At 43.0% G+C, this 22,851-nt stretch carries 14 protein-coding genes; 4 read left to right on the forward strand and 10 right to left on the reverse strand.

Going from position 1 to position 22,851, the window contains the following annotated elements; genetic code table 11:
* The first annotated feature begins 6 nt into the window (after window positions 1-6).
* Both HC965_RS21395 and HC965_RS21400 read left to right on the forward strand, forming a co-directional pair.
* The gene (locus tag HC965_RS21395) at window positions 7-1,002 is read left to right on the forward strand and encodes a DUF3843 family protein (protein WP_191033371.1); all 996 of its coding nucleotides are present in this window, start codon (window positions 7-9) and stop codon (window positions 1,000-1,002) included.
* A 10-nt stretch (window positions 1,003-1,012) separates the two neighbouring features.
* Window positions 1,013-1,150: a hypothetical protein gene (locus HC965_RS21400; RefSeq protein WP_191033372.1), complete on the forward strand. Its 138-nt coding sequence runs from the start codon at window positions 1,013-1,015 to the stop codon at window positions 1,148-1,150.
* Window positions 1,151-1,363: 213 nt separating this feature from the next.
* On the opposite strand, the gene HC965_RS21405 is transcribed toward HC965_RS21400, so the two are convergent.
* Entirely contained in the window at window positions 1,364-2,203 is an 840-nt protein-coding gene (locus tag HC965_RS21405) for a hypothetical protein (protein ID WP_191033373.1), read from the reverse strand.
* Window positions 2,204-2,418: 215 nt separating this feature from the next.
* Between HC965_RS21405 and HC965_RS21410 the strand changes: the two genes are divergently transcribed.
* Entirely contained in the window at window positions 2,419-3,855 is a 1,437-nt protein-coding gene (locus tag HC965_RS21410) for a CCA tRNA nucleotidyltransferase (RefSeq protein WP_191033374.1), read from the forward strand.
* Between the two features lie 157 nt (window positions 3,856-4,012).
* On the opposite strand, the gene HC965_RS21415 is transcribed toward HC965_RS21410, so the two are convergent.
* From HC965_RS21415 to HC965_RS21430, 4 genes are all read right to left on the reverse strand, one after another.
* Window positions 4,013-5,536 carry an arylsulfatase gene (locus tag HC965_RS21415; RefSeq protein WP_191033375.1) on the reverse strand — a complete coding sequence of 508 codons (1,524 nt, stop codon included), beginning with the start codon at window positions 5,534-5,536 and terminating at the stop codon, window positions 4,013-4,015.
* A 46-nt stretch (window positions 5,537-5,582) separates the two neighbouring features.
* Complete coding sequence (locus HC965_RS21420; protein ID WP_191033376.1) at window positions 5,583-7,151, reverse strand: arylsulfatase; 1,569 nt, start codon at window positions 7,149-7,151, stop codon at window positions 5,583-5,585.
* 163 nt (window positions 7,152-7,314) lie between these two features.
* Window positions 7,315-9,282 carry a RagB/SusD family nutrient uptake outer membrane protein gene (locus HC965_RS21425; protein ID WP_191033377.1) on the reverse strand — a complete coding sequence of 656 codons (1,968 nt, stop codon included), beginning with the start codon at window positions 9,280-9,282 and terminating at the stop codon, window positions 7,315-7,317.
* Between the two features lie 9 nt (window positions 9,283-9,291).
* Window positions 9,292-12,630 (reverse strand): TonB-dependent receptor, encoded by a 3,339-nt coding sequence (locus HC965_RS21430; protein ID WP_191033378.1) that lies wholly within the window; start codon window positions 12,628-12,630, stop codon window positions 9,292-9,294.
* Window positions 12,631-12,893: 263 nt separating this feature from the next.
* Between HC965_RS21430 and HC965_RS21435 the strand changes: the two genes are divergently transcribed.
* A complete protein-coding gene (locus HC965_RS21435) occupies window positions 12,894-13,463 on the forward strand; it encodes an RNA polymerase sigma-70 factor (protein WP_366936473.1) in 570 nt (189 codons plus the stop codon).
* A gap of 98 nt (window positions 13,464-13,561) precedes the next feature.
* Here the strand turns inward: HC965_RS21435 and HC965_RS21440 are convergent, their stop codons facing one another.
* The 5 genes from HC965_RS21440 to HC965_RS21460 all read right to left on the reverse strand — a co-directional run bounded on the left by HC965_RS21440 (window position 13,562) and on the right by HC965_RS21460 (window position 22,696).
* The gene (locus HC965_RS21440; RefSeq protein WP_191033379.1) at window positions 13,562-16,393 is read right to left on the reverse strand and encodes a M60 family metallopeptidase; all 2,832 of its coding nucleotides are present in this window, start codon (window positions 16,391-16,393) and stop codon (window positions 13,562-13,564) included.
* Between the two features lie 55 nt (window positions 16,394-16,448).
* Window positions 16,449-17,396 (reverse strand): FecR family protein, encoded by a 948-nt coding sequence (locus HC965_RS21445; protein WP_191033380.1) that lies wholly within the window; start codon window positions 17,394-17,396, stop codon window positions 16,449-16,451.
* A gap of 124 nt (window positions 17,397-17,520) precedes the next feature.
* Entirely contained in the window at window positions 17,521-18,684 is a 1,164-nt protein-coding gene (locus HC965_RS21450; RefSeq protein WP_191033381.1) for a Xaa-Pro peptidase family protein, read from the reverse strand.
* Window positions 18,685-19,030: 346 nt separating this feature from the next.
* Window positions 19,031-20,368: an NADP-specific glutamate dehydrogenase gene (gene gdhA / locus HC965_RS21455; protein WP_191033382.1), complete on the reverse strand. Its 1,338-nt coding sequence runs from the start codon at window positions 20,366-20,368 to the stop codon at window positions 19,031-19,033.
* 216 nt (window positions 20,369-20,584) lie between these two features.
* Window positions 20,585-22,696: a prolyl oligopeptidase family protein gene (locus HC965_RS21460; RefSeq protein ID WP_191033383.1), complete on the reverse strand. Its 2,112-nt coding sequence runs from the start codon at window positions 22,694-22,696 to the stop codon at window positions 20,585-20,587.
* Window positions 22,697-22,851 lie beyond the last annotated feature (155 nt).

Consider the following 22,851-nt stretch of genomic DNA (forward strand, 5'->3'; position numbering starts at 1 on the left):
AAGGTGATGAAGCAACAGAAGATTTATATGCGTCCGTGGACTGAAATTCATGGTCGTGCGAAGGTGGTGGATACGGATGAATGGTATCTCAATTTGGCTAATGAATTATTGCCGTTGGTGGTGAAGTCTTCCTTATACGAAGGGGGCGAAGACCGGGCGGAAGACCAGCGACGGGTAGCTCTGACGTGTGCCTTGTACCTGGAAGATTGTGTGGCGGATGCGGGAAACTGGCGCCAGTTCATTCATTGGCATAAGGAGAATTATGGACGTTATCTGCCGTTCTATTCGTTGACGGATAGTTACCTGCCGGACGAAATCAATCGTGAGGACATCGCTTTCCTTTTGTGGGCTATCAATTCGCCGGTCGGTGAAGATTTTGACTGGGTGGAGAATCCGTTGGACAGGGATTTGCTGGATTTTGCGGATGTTCTTTACGAACGCTTGGATGCTGCTTTCGAATCGGCTCCTATCAGCGAGCATCTCGCTCCGGGGTGGATGATGGAAACGGAACTGATGCAGAAGAAGCGCGAACCGCTGCCTGTGGCTTTGCCGGGAGAGAAGATGCCGACGAATGTGGAACGTTTCTTTGAAGCCAGCAAAGGGGAACCGCTCATGTTCTTTGATTCATATGATGCTCTGAAATTCTTCTTTGTACATTCTTTGAAGTGGGAAGATGAGGAAGATGCCCTGTTGCCGGATTTGGCGGACTTTGGTAATTTTGTCGTTTATGGTAACCCGAAGGGGTTGTTGATAGGTCCTGATGTTGCCGCGTATTTTGCCGTGGAGAATAATCCGCTTTACAATGCTGAGTCGGCCGAAGAGGAAGCATACGAGCTGTTCTGCGAAGAGGGCTTGTGTCCGTTTGACTTGCTGAAGTATGGAATGGAACATGATCTGTTGCCGGAAGCGCAATTCCCGTTCGAGAATGGAAAGGCGTTGCTGCATGAGAACTGGGATTTTGTGGCTCGCTGGTTCTTGGGCGGGTATTATGAAGGAGAATAAGAAATAAGGTATGCCAATCAAAAAAAATAACAATCCTTTTGCCGGAAAGGCAAAGCCCGGAGCAGGAAAAAAGACTAATTCCGGTAAACGGGTGGGAAAGTCGAAACAGGAAAAGGCTAATAATCAGTTGAATAGAAGGGTGAAATAAGCTCGCGCAGGAAACGCCGTTTTTGGTGGCGGGACTACGCCGTTTTATGAAGGCAGGTTATGCCGTTTCTCTTTGCGAGGAAACGCCGTTTCTCCGAAGCGGGGAATGGGGAACGTTAGAATATAGTTGACGGGAGCAGTTGTTTGATATGAAAAATAACAACTGTTCCCGTCTTTTTTTATCTATTCTTATCTTTGACCGGAGATGCTTCCTTTATTTATCGGTCGCTTCTTCCTGTGCTTTCCGTTCTTTCTTCTTATTGATAAATCCGATTTTCAGGTTGGCTTCTTCCTGTTCTTTCTTTATCTGTTGCATGGCAGAAAGAATCTGTGCCAGTTCGTAGACTCCTGCGGCAGCCTGGCGGTCGGTCGGGCTCATGGTTGTTTTGTAGGTACGGTCGCCGAGATATTCTACACGGAGATTCTTGTCCTTGTTGAGGTTGATAAATCCGATAACGTTGCCGTCTTCTCCCAGTTTATAGTCCGCTTTTTCTATCTTCTCGTTCAGGTCGGTCGTTTCGTAGCTGTCTTTAGAAGCCGGAGTTTCGGCAAAGCTGCCGTCGGGGGCAATCACTTTCACTCCTACATGATGGATATTGCCTGCGCCGCAATAGATGGAAGTCATGCTCATGTTGCCTTGCTCGTCTACCTGGAAGCGGAGGAAGGAGCGGTGCATGTTCTTTTCTACGGTCTGGGTAGGCCAAAGGTAGTTGCCTACCTGCTGGTATTCGGCATCTTTCTCGAGGATAAATTTATCTTTGATGGCGTTGAATTCATCGGTTTTTGCCTGAAAGGCGCTGTCGAGGTAAGCAAGCGTTTTCTGCTGTGCCTTTGTTTCGACGTCGAGCATCAGTGCTTGTCCCGCTTTGCGGGCTTCGAAGGCTTTGGGATACAGGATTTTGATGCTGTCGATTTGCAACTTGGCTTCTTCGTAGTCGCCACGTTCGTAGGCAGCCTTGGCAACCATCAGTTTCTCATTGGCTTTTTTTTCCAGGCCGTTTCCGCAGGCAGCCAGTGCCAGCGTACCGCAAAAGAGGATAATCAGTTTTTTCATCACAAATTCTATTTTAAGCCTTTTCCCAGCCCTCTCCCAAAAAGAGGGAGCGTGTGAGTTAGCTTTGTTAATCAATCGTTTTTGAGTCGTTTCTCTACCCACTCTCTTTGGGAGAGGGTCGGGGAGAGGTTCTATTTTCACTTATTAGCGACAAAAGTACAAATATATCCCTTATTTTTGTAATTTTGCCCCCTCAAAACTTATAACTAAAAAGAATGATAGAGTTGACTCAAGAGGAATTGAAGCAGCAATTTAGCGAACCTATCTTCGGACAGATAGCCGAAACAGCCGACGCACTTGGTTTGGAGTGTTACGTGGTGGGCGGTTATGTTCGTGATATTTTTCTGCAACGTCCCTCTAAAGATATAGATGTAGTAGTTGTAGGCAGTGGAATTGCAATGGCGGAAGCACTCGGACGGCGATTGGGACGGGGTGCGCACGTTTCTGTTTTCAAGAATTTCGGAACGGCACAAGTAAAATATAGAGGTACGGAAGTCGAATTTGTCGGTGCCCGCAAGGAGTCCTACCAACGGGATTCGCGCAAACCGATTGTAGAGGACGGCACGCTGGAAGATGACCAGAACCGTCGGGATTTTACAATCAATGCCCTTGCAGTTTGTCTCAACAAGGCACGTTTCGGTGAATTGGTAGACCCGTTCGGCGGGTTGGAAGATATGAAGGAGAAGACGATTCGTACTCCTCTCGACCCGGATATTACTTTTAGTGATGACCCGTTGCGCATGATGCGTTGTATCCGTTTTGCCACGCAGTTGAACTTTTATATTGATGATGATACTTTCGACTCTCTTTGCCGCAATAAGGAGCGGATTGAAATTATATCCCGTGAGCGTATTGCGGACGAACTGAATAAGATTATTCTTTCACCGATTCCATCCAAAGGATTCATCGACTTGGACCGTAGCGGGTTGTTGCCGTTGATTTTCCCTGAATTTGCTGCTTTGCAAGGAGTGGAGACACGGAACGGACGTTCTCATAAGGATAATTTTTATCATACGCTGGAAGTGTTGGATAATATCAGCAAGAAGACTGATAATCTTTGGTTGCGTTGGGCAGCATTGCTGCACGATATTGCCAAACCGGCGACGAAACGCTGGGAACCGAAAGCGGGATGGACGTTCCACAATCATAATTTCATAGGCGAGAAAATGATTCCTTCTATCTTTCGGAAGATGAAGTTGCCGATGAATGAGAAGATGAAGTATGTGCAGAAGTTGGTTAGCCTGCATATGCGTCCTATTGTGATAGCGGATGATGTGGTGACGGATTCGGCGGTACGTCGTTTGCTTTTCGAGGCGGGAGACGATATTGATGACTTGATGAGGCTTTGCGAAGCGGATATTACTTCTAAGAATATGGAGCGCAAACAGCGCTTCCTGAATAACTTCCAGTTGGTACGTCAGAAACTGAAGGACTTGGAAGAGAAAGACCGGGTACGTAATTTCCAGCCACCTGTGAGCGGGGAGGAGATTATGGAAATCTTCGGATTGCAACCCTGCCGGGAAGTGGGTGTGTTGAAAAGTGCGATAAAGGATGCTATCTTGGACGGAGTGATTCCTAATGAATATGAAGCTGCCTATGCTTTTCTGATGGAGCGGGCGAAGAAGATGGGGATGACGCCTGTTGCTGAATAGATATTGATATTCTTTATAAGAATAGGAAGTTTATCAATAATAAGACATCCTATTGGTAATATTATTCAGGCTCGGATTATACGGATTTAAATTGCTTTAATCCGTGTAATCCGAGCCTGAAATCTAATAATCACTTATTTCTTTATCAGTGCAGTTGTTATTTAGGCAACGTCACAGAGAAATGTTGATTCGGAGTGTGTTGCTCAAAGATGATAGCTTTCATCTTTTCCACAATATCAGGATGTTGGAGTGCTATATCGTTGTCCTCGTGAATATCCGTTTTCAGATTGTAGAGAGAAGGTTTTCCCTTCTTGACGATTAGTTTCCAGTCACCCATGCGCACAGCTATTTGATTCGTTTCATTGAATTCCCAATACAGGAAGTCGTGCTGCTTTTGTTTCTTCTTGCCTAGCAATGTCGGGGCAAAAGAGATACCATCGAAATAATCCACTTCTTTTTCCTTGTTGCGGTATTTCTTCTCATAGTTCTTGATGCCGGCTATGTCGCAGAAAGTAGGCATTAAATCATAGAAAGCACAGATATGGTCGTTTACTTCACCTGCGGGTACACGTCCCGGCCAACGGGCGATAAACGGAATACGTATGCCGCCTTCGTGACACTGGCGTTTCAGTCCGCGCAGCTTTCCGTCTCTGCCGAAGAAAGTAGGATCTGCTCCGCCTTCCTCGTGAGGGCCGTTGTCACTGGAGAAGATGACTAATGTATTCTCATCCAGTCCTTTCTCTTTCAGCTTTTTCAGAACCTCACCCACGTAATAGTCCAGGCGGGTAATCATGCCGGCAAACTGGGCGTGCGTATGCGTGATAGCATTGTAGCGTGAACCTTTGCTGCCTTTGAATATCTTGTCCGGATCGAATTTCGCTTTATATTCGTTCAAGATGGAATCTTCCGGCTGAACCAATTCTGCATGAGGTAACGTATAAGTAAGCACACCGAAGAACGGTTGTTTGCCGTCCTGATGGTCCAGCCATTCCATGGCTTTTTGATGAATCATGTCGGCGGAATATTGCGACCGTTTCTGATACTCAGGACCATACATCGGATATTTGATGTTTTCGTCCATTACCACACGTACTACTCCGGTGTCGCCTAACGCTTTGCTGTAACGGTTGAGGAAGTTGGGGTAGTAAAGATGAGCCTGGAACTGGCAGATATAGCCGTAGTACTCGTCCACACCCCGTTTGTCGGGGGTAGAAGAGGAGCCTTCGTAGCCGCCTGCCCATTTGCCGAACATACCTGTGTTATAGCCATTATCCTTCATTATTTCCGGCAGGATGATGTGCTCCGGGTCATAAGGATGCTGTCCTACTATTGACGGTTCCTCGTTTTCTCCGTACATGACGATAGGAGCGTTTCTCCAATATTCTTTGTTGCCGCGTACTTCGCAGTGACCGCTGTGTTGCCCTGTCATAAACGAAGCTCTTGAAGGAGCGCTGACGGGGCTACCTGCATACGCTTGTGTGAAGCGTATCCCTTCTCCGGCCATCGCATCTATATGGGGGGTGCGTATAAATGGTTGGCCGTAGCATCCCAAATCGCCATATCCCATGTCATCACAGAGGATGAACAGGATATTCGGTTTGGCATTTTTCTTCTGTGCATTGGCGGATAAAGCAGATAGAAGCAGTGTGCCGCCAATGATCGAAATTGATTTGTAATCCATTAGGTTGTGTAAGTTTTAAAAAGGTTGAATAAATGAATGTTTGGAATTATTTGCCTATCAGGTCTTTTCCTTCGCGTACGCTTTGGAGAATGTTTTGAAGTTCAGTCACTTTTTCAGGCATTTCCTTTGCATAATTAGTCACCTCTTTTACTTCTTGCATCTTATAGAGTTGTGGCTCTTTAGAGTTTCCGGTTTCAATTTTCGGTCCCCACTGAATCATCTTCGGCCCGTTATTAGGTTCGATATATTTCCAGTCTTTAGTGCGGACGGATAAAGTGTGGTTGGCAGCCTGCTCAATAACCCAGGGGCGGTCTTTCTTTTCTTTGCCCAGCCAGCTTCCGAGGAAGTTGTAGCTATCCGGTGCAGTATTTTTAGGCATAGTAGCTCCGGTCAGGGTAGCCAAAGAAGCGAGCCAGTCTATTTGGGATACTAATAAATCGGAAGTCTTGCCTTTCTTCACTTCTTTCGGCCAACTAAGGATAGCAGGAATACGGGTTCCACCTTCGAAAGCACTGTATTTATTACCTCTTAGTGGTCCGGCAGGGCTGTGTCCGTTGAGGAGTTCTTCTGCTTTATCATCATATCCGTCATCAACAACCGGGCCGTTATCGCTTGAAAGGATGATGAGTGTGTTTTCTCTCAAACCTAGTTTTTCAAGTGTGTTCATAATTTCGCCGACACAGTAGTCGAACTGTACGATAGCGTCACCTCTTAATCCCATCGGGTTCTTTCCTCTGAAACGGTCATGAGGGAAGCGGGGAACGTGTACGTCATTCGTTGCGAAGTAGAGGAAGAAAGGTTTATCCTTGTTTTCTTCGATGAACTGAATAGCGTGTGTAGTCAGTGAATCTGCTATATTTTCGTCTTTCCAAAGTGCCTTGCCGCCACCTTTCATAAAGCCGATACGGGAAATTCCGTTAACGATGGACATATCGTGTCCGTGGCTGGGTTTAAGATTATACAGCAATTCGGGATTACTCTTTCCGGTTGGTTCACCTTCAAAGTTCTTTTGATAGCTCACTTCGATAGGAGCGCTCGGGTCATAGTTGGCTACTTTTCCGTTCTCGATGTACACGCAGGGAACACGGTCGGCTGTAGCTGCCATGATGTAGTGGTAGTCGAAGCCCAGGTCGCCGAGTGCGCAAGGCAGTATAGCGTTCCAGTCTTGTGTTCCGCCCTTATCTCCAAGGCCGAGGTGCCATTTACCGATTGCTGCGGTAGTGTAGCCCGTACTTTTGAACATATCTGCCATCGTGTATTGCTCGGGACGGATAATCATTCCTGCATTTCCGGCAGCTACATCCGTTCCTTTTTTACGCCAGGCATATTCTCCTGTCAGCATGGAATAACGGGAAGGCGTGCTGGTTGCGGCAGTGGCATGAGCATTGGTAAAAAGAATACCCGATTTTGCCAGTCGGTTGACATTCGGAGTTTCTACGTTTTTGGCTCCGTAGCATTGCAAGTCTCCGTAGCCGAGGTCGTCGGCGTAGATGAATACGACATTAGGAGTTTTTGACTTTGTCGGTGTTGTGTTTTCCGGCGTTTTGTTCGTTGCTGATACTGTAGTGATACAGACTGTAGAAGATAAAACTGTGAATAACAGGGGGTGTTTCATTCTATATGTTTTATTAAGGGTTAATAGAAATGCAAATGTATTACTCTATTTTATTAAAAACAACTTTGTCATCCATAAAAATGTTTATTACATAAATATATGGATGATAAAGTTGTTTTTTATATGCTTGGGTATTAATGGAAATACGTTTTAATACTTCAGATTAATACTCCGGATTCTGGATAATTTGAGGAACTTTATTCACTTCACCAATAGGGATAGGCATCAGATAATTCTTTCTTGCGAAGTTCCGGATTGCATTCAGTTTTTTCACGGTGAGAAATGTTTCGTCTGTTTTTCCACTGATATTCATTCCTTCTGGTACTTCTCCCAAACTTTCTGCCTTTTTCCAGCGGCGTAAATCCCAAAAACGGTGGTTTTCCATATAAAACTCAATCTGGCGTTCCTGACGGACGATAGCTTGCAATCCTTCGTAAGTGTTTGCATATGCTGCACCTGCTTTGGATTTTTTCCATGCTGCATCTACTCCCAGTATGCCGGCACGTGTGCGAACCTTGTCAATATATTCTTTGGCAGTGGCGAAATTGGCCGGGTCTTGTGTTTCTATCAAAGCTTCTGCATAGTTCAGATACATTTCCGCCATTCTGAATACCGGATAAGGATAATGATCGGCTGCTGGCCCTGTCTTATAAAGAGGACTGACACACTTTTTATTCAAATATCCGCTTATGGAATAATTGGCAGCACGTCCGTCCCATCCTTGCTGCTGACCATATTTAAGGTCTAACTTAACAATTCGGTTGGCTTGGTTGCCTGTAATAGCTGCTCCATAAAATTGACTAATTTCAAAAGCGCCATTATGGAAGCCAATCCATGCATAGAAACGAGGCTCACGTCCAAGATTCAGGTTTAGTACTGTATCATTAAGTAAAGGTGCACCGGCTGCATACTCTTTAAGGGTTTTAGTAGGACAACCTGCCAAATAATCGGGATCGATAGTGTAGTTTTTAGCTGTCAACAGACTAGTCTCATAACGATTGGGATAATCAAAATTTGGATCTTGGTCGATTGGTAGTCCATTGGCAGTATAGAATCTTTCCACTGTAGTTAGGGTGGGGGCAAATAGGCTCCAAGAGTTTTTGTTTCCATTTGGGTGTGTCTGTTGATAAGGGGTTGACTGGTTGGAAATCATATAGGCTGTTTCTTGACGTGTATCTCCCCATATAACTTCCGGATTAGAACCTTCGTTATCTATAAACGCCCAACGTACGGCACGTTCATACAAATTATTCATCCCAGGTCTGGCAGCTGTAGCACTTCCGGCATCATTCTTATCATAGAGCCTGAAACCGACATTCTCCATTTGATTAATTGCATCTAATGTCACTTCGGCAGCTTTTTTCCATTTTTCAACACTATATTCCTGAGAAATTAAGTGTTCGCCCTTACTGTTTTTGAAGTTGCTATAATATTCACTATTTCCGTTGAATAGGGGAGAGGCAGCGTATAAATACATACGTGAACGGAGAGCCAAAGCACAATATCTTGTGAGACGTCCATAGTCTTCAGTTTCAAAAAATTGTTCTTCCTTTAAGCCTTCTAACGCTATATCAATTTGTTCGTCTATGAATTCTACACATTTATCATAAGTAGAACGTTCGGGATATTCAATATAGGGAGTGGTCGCTTCATAGACATGATCCATAATCATTGCAGGACCGAACGCACGTAATATCAGCCAGTGGTAGTATGCAATCAACAGGTGGGCTTCGGCTTTATAATGAGTCAGGTTCTCTTCGGTCATATTGGGAGTTTTATCTACGACTGACAGGAATTCCCAACAGGTGCGAATACCATTGTAGCATGATTCCCATTGTGTCTTAGCAAGACTAGGAGCCGATGGTGAATAATATCCTCTGGAAAATTTGAATGCTTCTGTTTTTGATTCATCGGCAACGGCTATTTCTCCACCTGTCGTTTTGTCAAGTGCATCTGAACCGCGTGAATTCGGAATATATCCATAGCAAGCATTTAAATAATTTTTTGCTGCTGCAGGTGTTTCATATGTATTGAATTTAGTTGTTTGCTCATCTGGAACGATATCCAGATAATCACAACTGGCAAGTGATATGACAGACAATGCTATAAATATGTTTTTAATTCTTTTCATAACAACTAATTATTTAAAAGTTAATTGGAAACCGATATTAAATGTACGTGCAGTAGGGTAACTCATTCCGGAACCGCCGCCCATTTCCGGATCCCAATACTTGAATGGCGAGAATGTCAATAAATTGCTGCCTGACAAGTAGACACGGAAAAATTTGTGAGTATAACCGATTTCTGCATTTTTCAGTTTCAGGAAAGCACCATTGCGCATCCAATAAGTAGAAGGTACTGTATTATTGGGATTATCGATAACACTCAGGCGCGGATAAGTGGCATTTGGATTCGGGTTTTCTTCAGTCCAACGTCCTTCGGCTACAAAATCCATTACTCCTCTCATGGCGTTAGTGCCAAAAGGATGGAAACTATTCATGAATAATGAACGTCTGGCTGCACCTTGAAAGAGGAAGGATACATCCCATTTTTTGTATTTAATGGAACTACCGAAACCATAAATGATTTCCGGACTAGTTGTATTGCCCGTATAAACACGGTCGTTTTCATCTATAATTCCATCTCCATTGACATCTTTGTATTTGATATCGCCTGCCCGTGGGGTATATCCAAGAGTCTGCTCAATCATATCCGGACTATCTATTTCTTCTTGTGTGAAAAGTCCCTCAGCTACATATACCAGTGCCTGGTCAATAGAATGTCCTACCCTTGACAAGTTGGGGTTACTTAGGTAAGGAGGATCGTCATAGGCTCTAATTTCATTATGAGCATATGTAAATGTTCCTTTTACGGAAACGAAAAGGTCTTTATTGACTTGTTTGTTATAGTCGATTGTGAAATCTAATCCTTGATTGTCAACTTCTCCTACATTGCCATAAATTTTGGTAGAACCTATGCCGATAAAAGTCGGGATACTGTTGGTGCGTTGCAGATAAATCTTTTCACGACGTTCTTTGAATACGTCCAATGAAATATTCACATCGTTGAATAAGGTGAGGTCAAATCCTGCATTGAATTTCTTTCCAACCTCCCATTGCAGATCGGGATTATAGTACCGAGTCCATACCGGTCCTGCAGCACCTTTATTCATGGTTGTACCGAAGGTGTATTTAGGTGCGCCATTCAATGAAATTGTTTCCAGATATGCAAAACGCTCTGAACTATAGTCGTTACCTACAAGTCCGTATGAAGCTTTTAGTTTTAAACGGCTGATTACTTTGGAAAGCGGTTTCCAGAATTTCTCTTCTGAAATATTGTAACCTACGGCAATAGAAGGGAAAAATCCGAAACGGTGTCCTTTTACAAAGTTCTCAGAACCGTTATAACCGAAGTTTCCTTCGACCAGATATTTGTTCTCATAACCGTATGAGATACGTCCTGCAATACCTTGTTTTCTTTGCGGCAGGGATTCAAGTAGAGAGGTCGGTTTATTGTTGGATGTTTCGTCTTGATTGTATAAGAACATGGCGTTGACATCATGACTGCCGAAAGTACGATTGTAGTCCAAATATGCCTGGATGTAAAGTTTGCGGGTACCAGTAGAGTTTTCGGCACCTTTGGTAGTCAGATTGGTTACTTGCTCACTACCGATCATTTCCAGATTATCACTATCTTTTGCATATTGGTATTGATTATAGCCGGAGCTACGTTCTACTATGGTTGTCGAAAGATTCTTGAAAGAAGCAAGCGCCTTGATTTTTAACCCTTTGGTTATAAAACTAAGGTCTTGTTCCAACCGTAGGTTAGCTTGGAAGGTGCTTTGGTCATTTGATTTGTATCCTTTTACATATTCGGCTATCGGGTTTTTATAACCACCATTGTTGGTACCGCCACTCATACCACCCCAACGGAGATGCGTATCGTTTTCTTGTGCGGGAAATACAATGGGGAAGTCTACCGGAGATGCTGTACGTGCCAAATTAAAGATGTCGTTAGCACTCTGGGTCGGGCCATTCCAATTGCGGATGCTGGCATTCAACCCCATAGATACTTTCGTCGTTTTGGTGACGTCGATGTCGAGATTGTTAACAAAGTCATAACGGATCACAGAGATGCTGTTATTGTAGGAGAAATAATCCTTACTCAATGACTTCAAATTACCGCCATCTCTTTTGACTGCCGCGCTCATGAAATAGTGAACAGACTTTTTACCACCACGGATATTGACATTTGCCCGTTCAGAAAAAGCCAGTTTATTGAACATTTCTTTATACCAATTGACATTAGGATATCTTAGCGGGTCAATGCTATTGGCAGTTGCTGCGATTTTATCATCAGAATATAGACCTTGTTGGTCACCACGTGTCAACTTGGCCTCGTTATAAAGTTTCATATATTCTATGCCGTCAACATATTCGGGTACATTGCTTAGTTGACGGGCAGAACCTTCCACTCTAATGTTGATGATAGGTTTTAATAGGTCTTCTCCTCGTTTGGTAGTCACAATCATAACACCATTGGCACCACGAGTACCATATAGTGCTGTGGCGGTAGCGTCTTTTAAAACAGAAAAGCCTTCGATTACTTCAGGATCTAATGCGTTCAAATCGCTGGAACTGATTTCTACGCCATCCAATACGATTAAAGCACTATTGCCATTGAGATTTGATTTTCCGCGTATCCAGAAATTTGCACCGTCTGCTCCCGGTTCACTACTGGACTGTACGGAGATAACACCAGCCAAACGGCCGGCAAAACTGCTGCTTAAACTGGAAGACGGAACTTTTAGTTCGGCAGGTTTGATTTGTTGCACGGAACCTACCAAACTCTCTTTTTTCTGTCCTACACCGAAAGCAGTAACAACTACCTCGTCCAGAGCTTTGCTGTCCTCTTTCAATTCTATATTGATTAGTTTTTGTTTGCCAACCTTTCTTTCCATTGTTTGATATCCGATATAAGAAATCACTAAGATATCTTCGGGCGAAGCATTGACCTTAAACTTACCATCAATATCTGAGATTACTCCGGTGCTGGCACCTTTTACCTGAACGGTAGCTCCAATGACAGGATCTCCTGTCAGGTAATCTACTACCACACCGATAATTTCATTCTTTTTACTTTGTTGCGGTGTAGTACTTTTTACTTCTTTTACCGATAAGATAACGTCTTTGCCTTTGATTGTGTATTTAATGTTGCTACCTTTTAAAACTTCAGACAGGACTTCGTCAAGGGTACCTGCGCAATTAATATCTTTTTTTCTATTATTGTCTAAGTCCGTCGATTTGAAAAAGAAAGAATATACACTATTTTTTTCAATAATGTTGATTGCTTCTTTTATAGTGATGGATTTTCCTTTTACAGACACTTTCTCTTGTGCTGCACTAACGGATAACGGAATGATGAATAAGAATAAAATGGTAATTCGCATATACCATTTACTGGATTGTATTTTTTTCATGTTTAAAAAATTGATTAATACAAGATTAGATTAATATCATAACAGATTGAAGATGTTATTCCTCAGTATCTGCTTCAAGGGTACTTTTCTTTTTCCATGTGTTTTTCTTAATTATGAATTTGCTTAACTGTTCAATTTTTAAAGGCCTCTGTTATAAATACAGTTGATTTGTCGATGTCCCGTACATGACTTCCATCTTTTTTTCTTCTTATCCTTTTTTTCTTGTGTTTTTTTCGTACTTTAGCTGCATCTTATAAATATTGATGATGACCGAAGAGCAAGCAGTAATATTGTTGGGTAAGGAAGATAATCATGAAGCATACTCTTTTTTGTATGAGATGTACTGGACTAAAGTGTATAACTTTGCCAGGCTTTACATCTCTTCTATAGAAGATGCAAAAGAGATTGTTCAGATTGTTTTTGTGAAATTATGGGAAACCCGTGCTTTCCTGAAAGAAAATGAAAGTTTGAAGGGTTATCTTTTCATTATTACCCGTAATATTATATTCAATCAGAAAAGAAGGAATTTCAATGAGGACTTTTATAAGTCTTCCGTATTAGATGCCTATACGGAAGATAACATCAACGACTGCTGTGAAGCTGAAGAAAAGATGTATGCTTTGGAACTAAGCAGATTTATAGATGCTTTGATTCAGAGTTTGCCGGAAAGGCAGCGTGATTGCTTTTTACTCAGCAGGGTTGAAAAAATGACTTACCGTGAGATTGGAGAACGCTTGGGTATTAGTGACCGTACTGTCGAAGTACATATAATGCGGGCTCTGAAATACTTGAAGAAAAATATTATTCTATTCCTTATCTTTTTGGCTCACTAATGTAAACATATAAAGAAAGCCTATTACCACTTCCCTTGGGAAAGCGATAATAGGCTGTTAATTTTGTGTTTATGTTACTTTTCCTACTATTGTTTTATCTAAAATGTCACTTCTACTTTGTTGTTTCCTTTAGCGGGTATGGCATATACTTTGGTTGTTCCGTCCAAAGTTGCCAAGTCTGTACTGATAGTGAATGACTGCATGGGGGAAACGAATACTAACTTGCTTCCCAGGTAGACTTCATAAGCTACCACATTTTGCCAGCCTGTCATTGTAATTTTGTTGTCTACGCGTGTTGCTGTTCCTTTTTGGATAGAAGCATCTTTCTTGTAAATATCAACATTTTGCTCACATATATACTCTAAGTTGTGCGCCGGTTTGGAATATGTGCTTGTTTTGGCACGGATGGCGTCGGCTTCTTCTTGAGTAATGACCATCTGGCCTTTTGCGTAATCCTCTACCAATTGATTTACAGGAGCCAGGAATCCCCATTTCGTGAAGAACTCTGCCAAATCCAATTTGGCTATTTGGGACGCACGTCTTACGAATTCAATCTGATTACCGCCAATGGATGCAATATCGTCTTCGGTACGAATCAATTCATAAAGGTCTTTATAATAATCTTGTTGTCCTAATACCTTATCCATATAAAGTTCTAATTGCCAAAAGGGGATAAGACGACAGAACGGATCGGACTCTGTAACCAGTGGTTGAGAGGTAGTGAATGTATTGGTCATTGCTTTCTCATAACGATTAGTGAAACCTTTGCTGGCAAGACTTTCATCACGGAGTCGAATTTCAGAGCCATATTTCTCGCTGAACAATGTTTGTACGTGCATTGCACAGATATTATTGGTTACTTCTGTCGTACTCAGCCATTTTAATCCCGGACGTGTTTGGTTACAGTGTCCTATTTCATGTGCAGGGCCCCAGACATTTAATTTTAAGGAGCTAGCTGAGCCTATCGATCCCATTGTAGTGTTGTTATATGCTGTATGGTAACTGGTAGCATACATATATGCTTTATACATAACATTTAAGTACATCCTGTTTCTAAACATACGATTGTATTTTTCCAGTCCTAAGAATTTCATTTCTTCATAAACTATTTCATCATAGAGGTCGATAAGCTCTTTAGTCGTATTTCTGAAATGCTGAGTTTCAAATGTTAGGTGAGCATATCTGCCTAATACATCAAAATGTTTGTTTGTCGCTGCATTTACCAATCTATACCAATCGTCTTCCGTATGTCTGGTCGAGTCGAAGTAACCGTTTACTTTTCCTGATGCAAAGTGAATTTTGATAGGTTGGGCAGTTTCTGCTTCTGCTAATGTAGAAGTGTGATACAGTATATATATCAAACCTTTATTGCTAATCTTCAGTTTATTGTATCCATTAATTAAGGGATATATATCACCACCAAAACCATCTTTTTCAACAGCTTCTTTATCTAAGTCCTGCACTTTCAAACTTATTTCTTGACCATGCATATCTCCTACAAATACGATTAAAGATTCTTTGTCATCTACTGCAATTCCTGTAGGATTGTCAAGCAGGCTATAAGGGTTGGTCTTATTAGTTTCTGCTTGGATATCAGGATGAGGATAAGCTTCGTAATTTTGTATACGGAATTCAGAGTCGTATGTTCCTTTTAATATGTGAAGTGCCATATTTTTGTAGAAATCGAACGGACAATTATTCTTAATGTATTCTTCGGATTGGGCTTCCGGTTTTAATTCAGAACAGGTTTCGTCTGTGAATAAGGTTCTCCAATCGAATGTATTTGTATCTTTTTGATAGAATTCCATTTCTTCACAAGCTACTAAGTTATTCTCTAGTTGGGTGCCCACTGCTTGTCCCTTGCCTGTTTTGATTATAAATTTGATAGCGCATGCCGTCACTGTTTGTGGAAAATCAACGCGACTTCCAATGCATACTTCTCCACCAAAATCTTTATCGGTAATATGTATATATTCGCTATTTTCATTAGCATTAGGGTCATTGGAATATAAAATTTCCGTTTCGCCAAAATATCCGTTTACATTACCATCCTGACGTGAATAGTATTTGATATAGTCTAAAGCAACCGGATTGTTGAAATAATAAATAATAGTATGTGGGCATGGTTGATTGGTAGCACAATGCCATCGAGTACCTTTCGTATTTCCGTCAAAGCTTTCCTCTATTTTTCTTCCATTATCAGAACTTGCCCATCCTCTATCGGGAGTGATCTGTATGTCTTCTGCTAAATCTTCACTGCCACTCGGATCGTACTCAGGCAAACCTGCTTGCTCGATGGGAATCTCAACTTTTAAATTCAATTCAGGATCGACAGCGCTGACTACAATAGTTCCACTACGTTTTTCTGTGGTTATATTACCTTCTACCGTATATTTATATTCATGGTCTATCATGACTGCTGCACGTGTTTTGTCGTTGGGGTCTGTCACTGGTACTAAAACCCAATTAGGAGTTGTCACATCCAGTCCTTCCACATTAGTCGTGACTTTGAACTCGATTTCAGTTTCATCGCCGGTCTCTAACTTGAATAATTCTGGATCCACCAAAATCGCCAGTCCGTTACCAAGTTGGCTGACTGTAATTTTTTTGCTTTTTGCATTACGGTAGACAATGACTGTAGTACTGCGCACACCTTCGTTATTGTTGTCGAGTACGGATACCACCAGTTTATCACCATCAATGATGGCTGAACACCAGTCTTTTGCATCCTCCTGCACCTGTACTTTCAAATCAGGAATGTTTGTCGTGATTTGAATTTCCTGTGAAGAAGCTTTCGCTTCAAAATTCATCGTTTGGGTTTCGACTTCCAATACTGGAATTGCTTCTGTTTCTTCTCCGTCACTGCATGAACTGCCTAATGCTAATAGTGACAACAATAGCATTAGCGCATTGAAAAATGTCTTTTTCATTGCATTAAATATTTAAGGGTTAATAAAAATGTTATTCAGATAGCTCTGATACTAATCAGTATAAAATGATGCTGTCTTTTTCCGCTTTGATTTTTAAATTGAAACTTATGCATATTTTATCCAACACATCTTCCAGGGATTCGCTTTTGCGTATCGTTCCTGAAAAGAGGTTTCGGGCACATTGTGCATCGCGTATTTTAATGTTTGCCTGATACGACTCATTTATTAAATCAATGAGTTCGCTCATAGGTTTATCCACAAAGCGATATTCTTCCGAGCGCCAGTCGTAATCTTCCAGGTCTATTTCATTGTTTGTAACTTCATGGGTAACCGTATTGTAGACGATTTGATCGGAAGGCTTCATTTCAATACTGTTCTGAAGTGCTTCGGCACTGAATACGATGCTTCCCGTATAGAGGGTGATTTCAGCCAGTTTGTTACCTGACTTGATATTGAATTCCGTTCCTTTTACCTCTATCTGTGCATCCTGGAAATGAACGCGGAAAGGATGAGAGGACTTGGTGACATCGAAAGAGGCTTCACCGGTAAGTGTTACATTACGATTCTTGATGAATTTGCTTTTATAGCGTATGCTTGAGCCTTTTTTCAACCAGATTTTGGAGTTGTCGGGCAAAGTGGCTACGGTCAGTTCTTTGCCGGATAAAGCGTTGACGGTGATATAAGGATTGGTGAAGTAATCGACAGTCCACATCCCCATGAGGAGAACGAGGCAGACTGCTGCGGCAGAATATCCGATTCTCAGATAACGTCTGCGACGGGCTATCTTCCTTTCGTGTGGCCAGCAGGTAGAGATGATGTTATTCCATATTTCTGTAGGGTCTACCTGGTCTTTGATATGAGTAGACGAGTCGGTTTCCCATTGTTTGTTCAGCAAATGGGTTACAGGCTTCTCTTCGGATAATTCAATCTTTTCAGACGCTGTCAGTCCCTTTGATAGCATCTTTTTGATTGTATTGATTAGCTTAGTTGGTTCTGTTACCATAAATTTCTATTTTACCTTGTCTATCTATAAATACAATCGAAAAGAATAGTACCCGTACATGAATCCTTTCTTTTTTCAAAAAAAATGTGCCTGACTGAAAATCAAGCACATTTTATGAAAAGAATTATTTCAATTCAATGATTTCTTCATTGCAATTAGTCAGTTTTTCGACTCCTTCGTTGGTGACCACCCAAGAGTTTTCTATTCCGACAGGGCCTATACCCGGAAGGACGATTTTCGGTTCGAGGGCAAATACCATTCCCGGTTCCAGTTCCTGCTTTATGCGTGGCGCGAGGACAGGGGCTTCATTGATTTCAAGACCAATACCGTGGCCGATAAACTTGGCTTGTTGGTCTGTCCCCATGAATTTATCTGCAAATCCGGCTGCGGTGACTATTTCGATGGCAGCGTCATAAAGTTTCTCGCAGGCAACACCCGGGCGAGCCATGGAAGCAATCTTTTCCTGAATATCCAGGCAGACTTGATGAGCTGCATAGGCTTCTTCCGATAGTTTCCCGATGGAGAATACACGGCTCATATCGCCCATGTATCCGTTGAAGTTACCACCTATATCTACCATGACGCTTTGTCCTTCTTTCAGCGGAGTTTTGTTGGCTCCCCCCGGAAGGGCTGGGTCAAGTCCCTGGCCGCCTAAAGCAAAGTCGTAAGGAGAAGGATAACCAGCATTGTCTCCGGTCAGCACGCTACCCATGAAGATTTCCATGCTGCGTCCGAACACGCGGAAAATACCCAGACAACCTTGCAGACGCATCAGGCGTTCTATTTCGATAGAAAACTCGACATCTGTCATGCCGGGACGATATACACTTGGTATCAGGTCATATGCCTTTGCATGGGCAATGCCCGAACGGCGGAACATTTCTATTTCAATAGGGGTCTTTACACTGCGTGCCTGGCGGATTAACGGGGTTCCGTTCACTACTTCCGCTTCAGGGAACAGGCTTGCCAAACGGCAATATTCCGTGTAGGAAAGTTCGTCACCTTCAAGCATCAGTTTTGCAGGCAACGGCAGTCCTTGTTCTTTCAGCAAATCGACGATTTGTTCGGGTTTGCGGATAGGGAACGCATGTTCGCCTGTGATATTATTGGGACGTTTGAAAAACAGCAATGCAGGTGAGTGGAGAGGGAGATAAATATAACCGCTGACTACGCAGCCATAGGTATAAATTAAATTTGCATTACAAGTGATTAGCGCGGCGTCAATGCCCTGTAACGCCATCAGACTGCGAATTTTATCGCGGCGAAATTTTAATTCGGGTTGTAGCATCTTTAGTTATTTGTTACATGATTATTTCTTACAAAACTATGAATGATAAATTATTAGTTGTGAGTTAATTATCCCGAATAACAATTTCACAATCTATTATTTACCCTACAATGCCACAAAGATAATTAATTCCATCGAAAATATTGTTAATTTCAAAAAAATAGCGCTACCCGCGTCCTGTCACAGGAGGCGAGTAGCGCAAACCACAAATACAAATACAACTAAACAAAGTCTTTGAATAAATTGAAAATTAAAAATTGAGAGTTGAAAAATAAATGTTTTGTTGACTAAAGTAGTCTATTACCAAACAGTCTCATTTTTTAATTTTTAATTCTCAATTTTCAATTTAAATAACGCCTTGTCCCATCATTGCGTGGGCTACTTTCATGAATCCGGCAATGTTGGCACCCTTCACATAATTAATGTATCCGTCGGGTTCCGTGCCGTACCTCACGCATTGTGCATGGATACCGTGCATGATTGCGTGGAGTTTTTCGTCCACTTCGGCAGCGCTCCAGCTTAGGTGCATAGCGTTTTGAGACATTTCCAGTCCGGAAGTGGCAACACCACCTGCGTTGACTGCTTTACCCGGCGCATACATCGTCTTATGTTCGATGAAAAGGTCGATGGCTTCCGGCGTACAGCCCATGTTGGAAATTTCTCCGACGCAAAGTACGTCATTTTTTATGAGATTTTGAGCATCTTCTCCATTTAATTCGTTTTGAGTCGCACAAGGCAGTGCAATCTCTGCTTTCACTTCCCAGGGACGCTTGCCTTCTACGAAGGTTGCGTTCGGATATTTTTCTGCGTAAGGCGCAACGATGTCATTGCCCGAAGAACGAAGTTCGAGCATATAGTCTATCTTTTCTCCGCTGATGCCGTCCGGGTCGTAGATATATCCGTCCGGGCCGGAGATGGTGATTACTTTCGCACCCAGTTCGGTAGCCTTGGTTGCTGCGCCCCAGGCAACGTTTCCAAATCCGGAGATGGCTACTGTCTTACCTTTTATATCTATATTTTTTGCCTGCAACATCTGATGAACAAAGTACAGACCACCGAAACCGGTAGCTTCGGGACGAATCAGTGAACCGCCGAATTCCAATCCTTTTCCGGTGAAGGTTCCTGTAAATTCGCGGGTCAGCTTCTTGTACATACCGAACATATAACCTACTTCGCGTCCGCCTACGCCGATGTCACCGGCAGGCACATCCATATCCGGGCCGAGATGGCGCCACAACTCCAGCATGAATGCCTGGCAGAAACGCATGATTTCAGCATCGCTCTTTCCACGTGGAGAGAAGTCGGAACCGCCTTTACCGCCGCCCATAGGCAGAGTGGTAAGTGCATTTTTGAATGTCTGCTCGAAGCCGAGGAATTTCAGGATGGAAAGATTCACGGAAGCATGGAAACGGATACCGCCTTTGTACGGGCCGATAGCGTTATTGAACTGTACGCGATAGCCGAGGTTGGTTTGCACTTCGCCTTTGTCGTCTACCCACGTCACACGGAAGGTAAAGATGCGGTCGGGCTCTACCAATCTTTCTATGATTTTAGATTTTTCAAATTCAGGATGTTGATTGTATATATCTTCAATGGAGAGAAGAACTTCTTTGACTGCTTGAAGATATTCAGATTCACCGGGATGCTTTGCCTCTAAAGAGGACATGATTTTTTGGATGTTCATGATACTATATTTTAAAAGGTTAATTCTGATAAAATGTCAACTAACTCACTGCAAATATAGGAATATTTTTCAAATTCGATTATTTTTAAGCCGATATTTTGATTAAATAATGATAAAATGTCAGATTTCTCTGCTGAAAAACACAAAGCCCCGTGACCTGTAATGTCAAAAACAGGCTACGGGGCTTCTATGTGTTTACAAATAGAAAGTTATGCTTTAGAATTTCGGTTTCATTCCCAGATTATACATGATAAATCCGTAAATGTCTGCTTGTTCTTCCAATACTTTCGCCATCGGTTTGCCGGCACCGTGTCCGGCCTTGCTGTCGATGCGGATAAGTGTGGGGTTCGTGCCGTCATTGTCTGCTTGCAGGGTAGCGGCAAACTTGAATGAGTGGGCGGGAACTACACGGTCGTCATGGTCGGCAGTGGTGACAAGAGTTGCAGGGTATTTGGTACCCGGCTTCAGGTTGTGCAGCGGAGAGTAGCCTTTGAGGTATTCGAACATCTCTTTGCTATCTTCGCTGGTTCCGTAATCGCTTGCCCAGTTCCAGCCGATGGTGAATTTATGGTAGCGAAGCATATCCATTACACCTACTGCCGGAATGGCAACGCGGAACAGGTCGGGACGTTGCGTCATGCAGGCACCTACCAGCAGACCACCGTTGGAACCGCCTATGATTGCTATCTTGTCCTTATTGGTATATTTTTGGTCGATCAGGTATTCGGCAGCGGAGATGAAATCGTCAAATACGTTCTGTTTCTGCATTTTGGTTCCGGCTATGTGCCAGTCTTCACCGTACTCGCTGCCACCGCGGAGGTTGACTTGGGCATAGATTCCGCCATTCTCGAGGAACGGGATGCGGGTAGCGCTAAATCCCGGGTTGAGGCTGATGCCGAAGCCGCCGTAACCGTAGAGATATACAGGGTTGTTACCGTCTTTTTTCAGGTCTTTCTTATAAGTAAGGAACATCGGGATTTTCACGCCGTCCTTGCTGGGGTAGAATACCTGTTCGGTTACGAAATCATCCGAGTTGAACTGTACTTTCGGAGCACGATACAGTTCGTAGGTATTGTTGTCCATGTCATATTTATAGGTAGCGCCGGGGATGGTGAATGACGTGAATCCGAAGAAACATTCTTTGTCGTCCTTGTTGCCGCTGAAACCTACGGAGCCGAGTGACGGTAATTCGATTTCCTGCAATTGCTTGCCGTTGAGGTCGTAAACATAGGCGTGATTGGAAGCGTCTTTGTCGTAAGTGAGGAACAGTTTGCCGCCAATCACTTCTGCGTTGGAGAGAACTGCTTCCGATTCAGGAACGAGTTCTTTCCAGTCTTCCAGTTTCGGGCGGTTGATGTCGGCTACCATGATTCTGTTTTTCGGTGCGCCGTAGTTGGTGTAGATATAAATTTGATTGCCGATCACTTCAATAGGGTAGTATTGGTAGTCGAGGTCGGTAGTCAGTTGGATGAAAGGAGAGTTTGGCTTTTTCAGGTCACGGATGAACAGGTTGTTTCCTCGTCCGGCACCGGATTCTGTCAGGAAGAGGATGCGTTCGTCTTCGCTGGTACTGGAAGTATAGAAGCGTTTCGGATAAGCCGGGTTCTGATAAACCAGTTTGTCTTTCGATTGCGGTTCACCTATTTTATGGTAATAGATTTTATGATTCTCGTTCACGTTGGAGAATTCTTTTCCTTTGCTCGGAGCATCGTAGGCACTGTAATAGAAGCCGTCTCCCTGCCAGGCGGCACCGGTGAATTTTGCCCATTCGATGTGGTCTTCCAGCAGTTTGCCGCTTTCGGTGTCCATTACGTAAATTTCAGACCAGTCCGAACCGCTGCGCGAAATGCTGTAAGCTGCGTACTTGCCGTCGTTGGAGAAATAAAGGCCGGTGAGGGCTACTGTGCCGTCTTCCGATAGTTTGTTCGGGTCGAGGAATACGCGGGGTTCGCCATCCAGTGAATCCTGTACGTAGAACACGCTTTGATTCTGCAAACCGTCGTTCTTGCTGAAATAATATTTCCCATGCTTTTTGATCGGAGCACTGATTTTTTCATAATCTGCCAGTTCCGTCAATCGTTTCAGGAGGTTTTCCCGGAAAGGGATTTGACTGAGGTACTCGTTCGTTACTTTGTTCTGCGCTTCTACCCAGGCGGTAGTAGCTGCGCTGGTGTCATTTTCCAACCATCTGTAAGGGTCGGGGACTTGTGTGCCGAAGTACACGTCTACTGTGTCTACCTTTGCCGTCTCGGGGTAGACCAGCTTTTTCTGTTGGGGAGCGCATGACATCACCATGATTCCACTCATTAATAAAGTTACTTTTTTCATGTGAATAAAAAGTCTTTTTGAATAAACTTAAAGTTACAAATCTACAAAATAATAGGAGATAAACAAGTAAACTTTATAAAGAAGTATGGTGGAAAATGAGATTTAAAGAATTAACTTTGCAAAATGTGATTTTGAAGAATGACGACTTGAACAAA

This window comes from Bacteroides sp. GM023 (assembly GCF_014750685.1).
Taxonomy (GTDB): domain Bacteria; phylum Bacteroidota; class Bacteroidia; order Bacteroidales; family Bacteroidaceae; genus Bacteroides.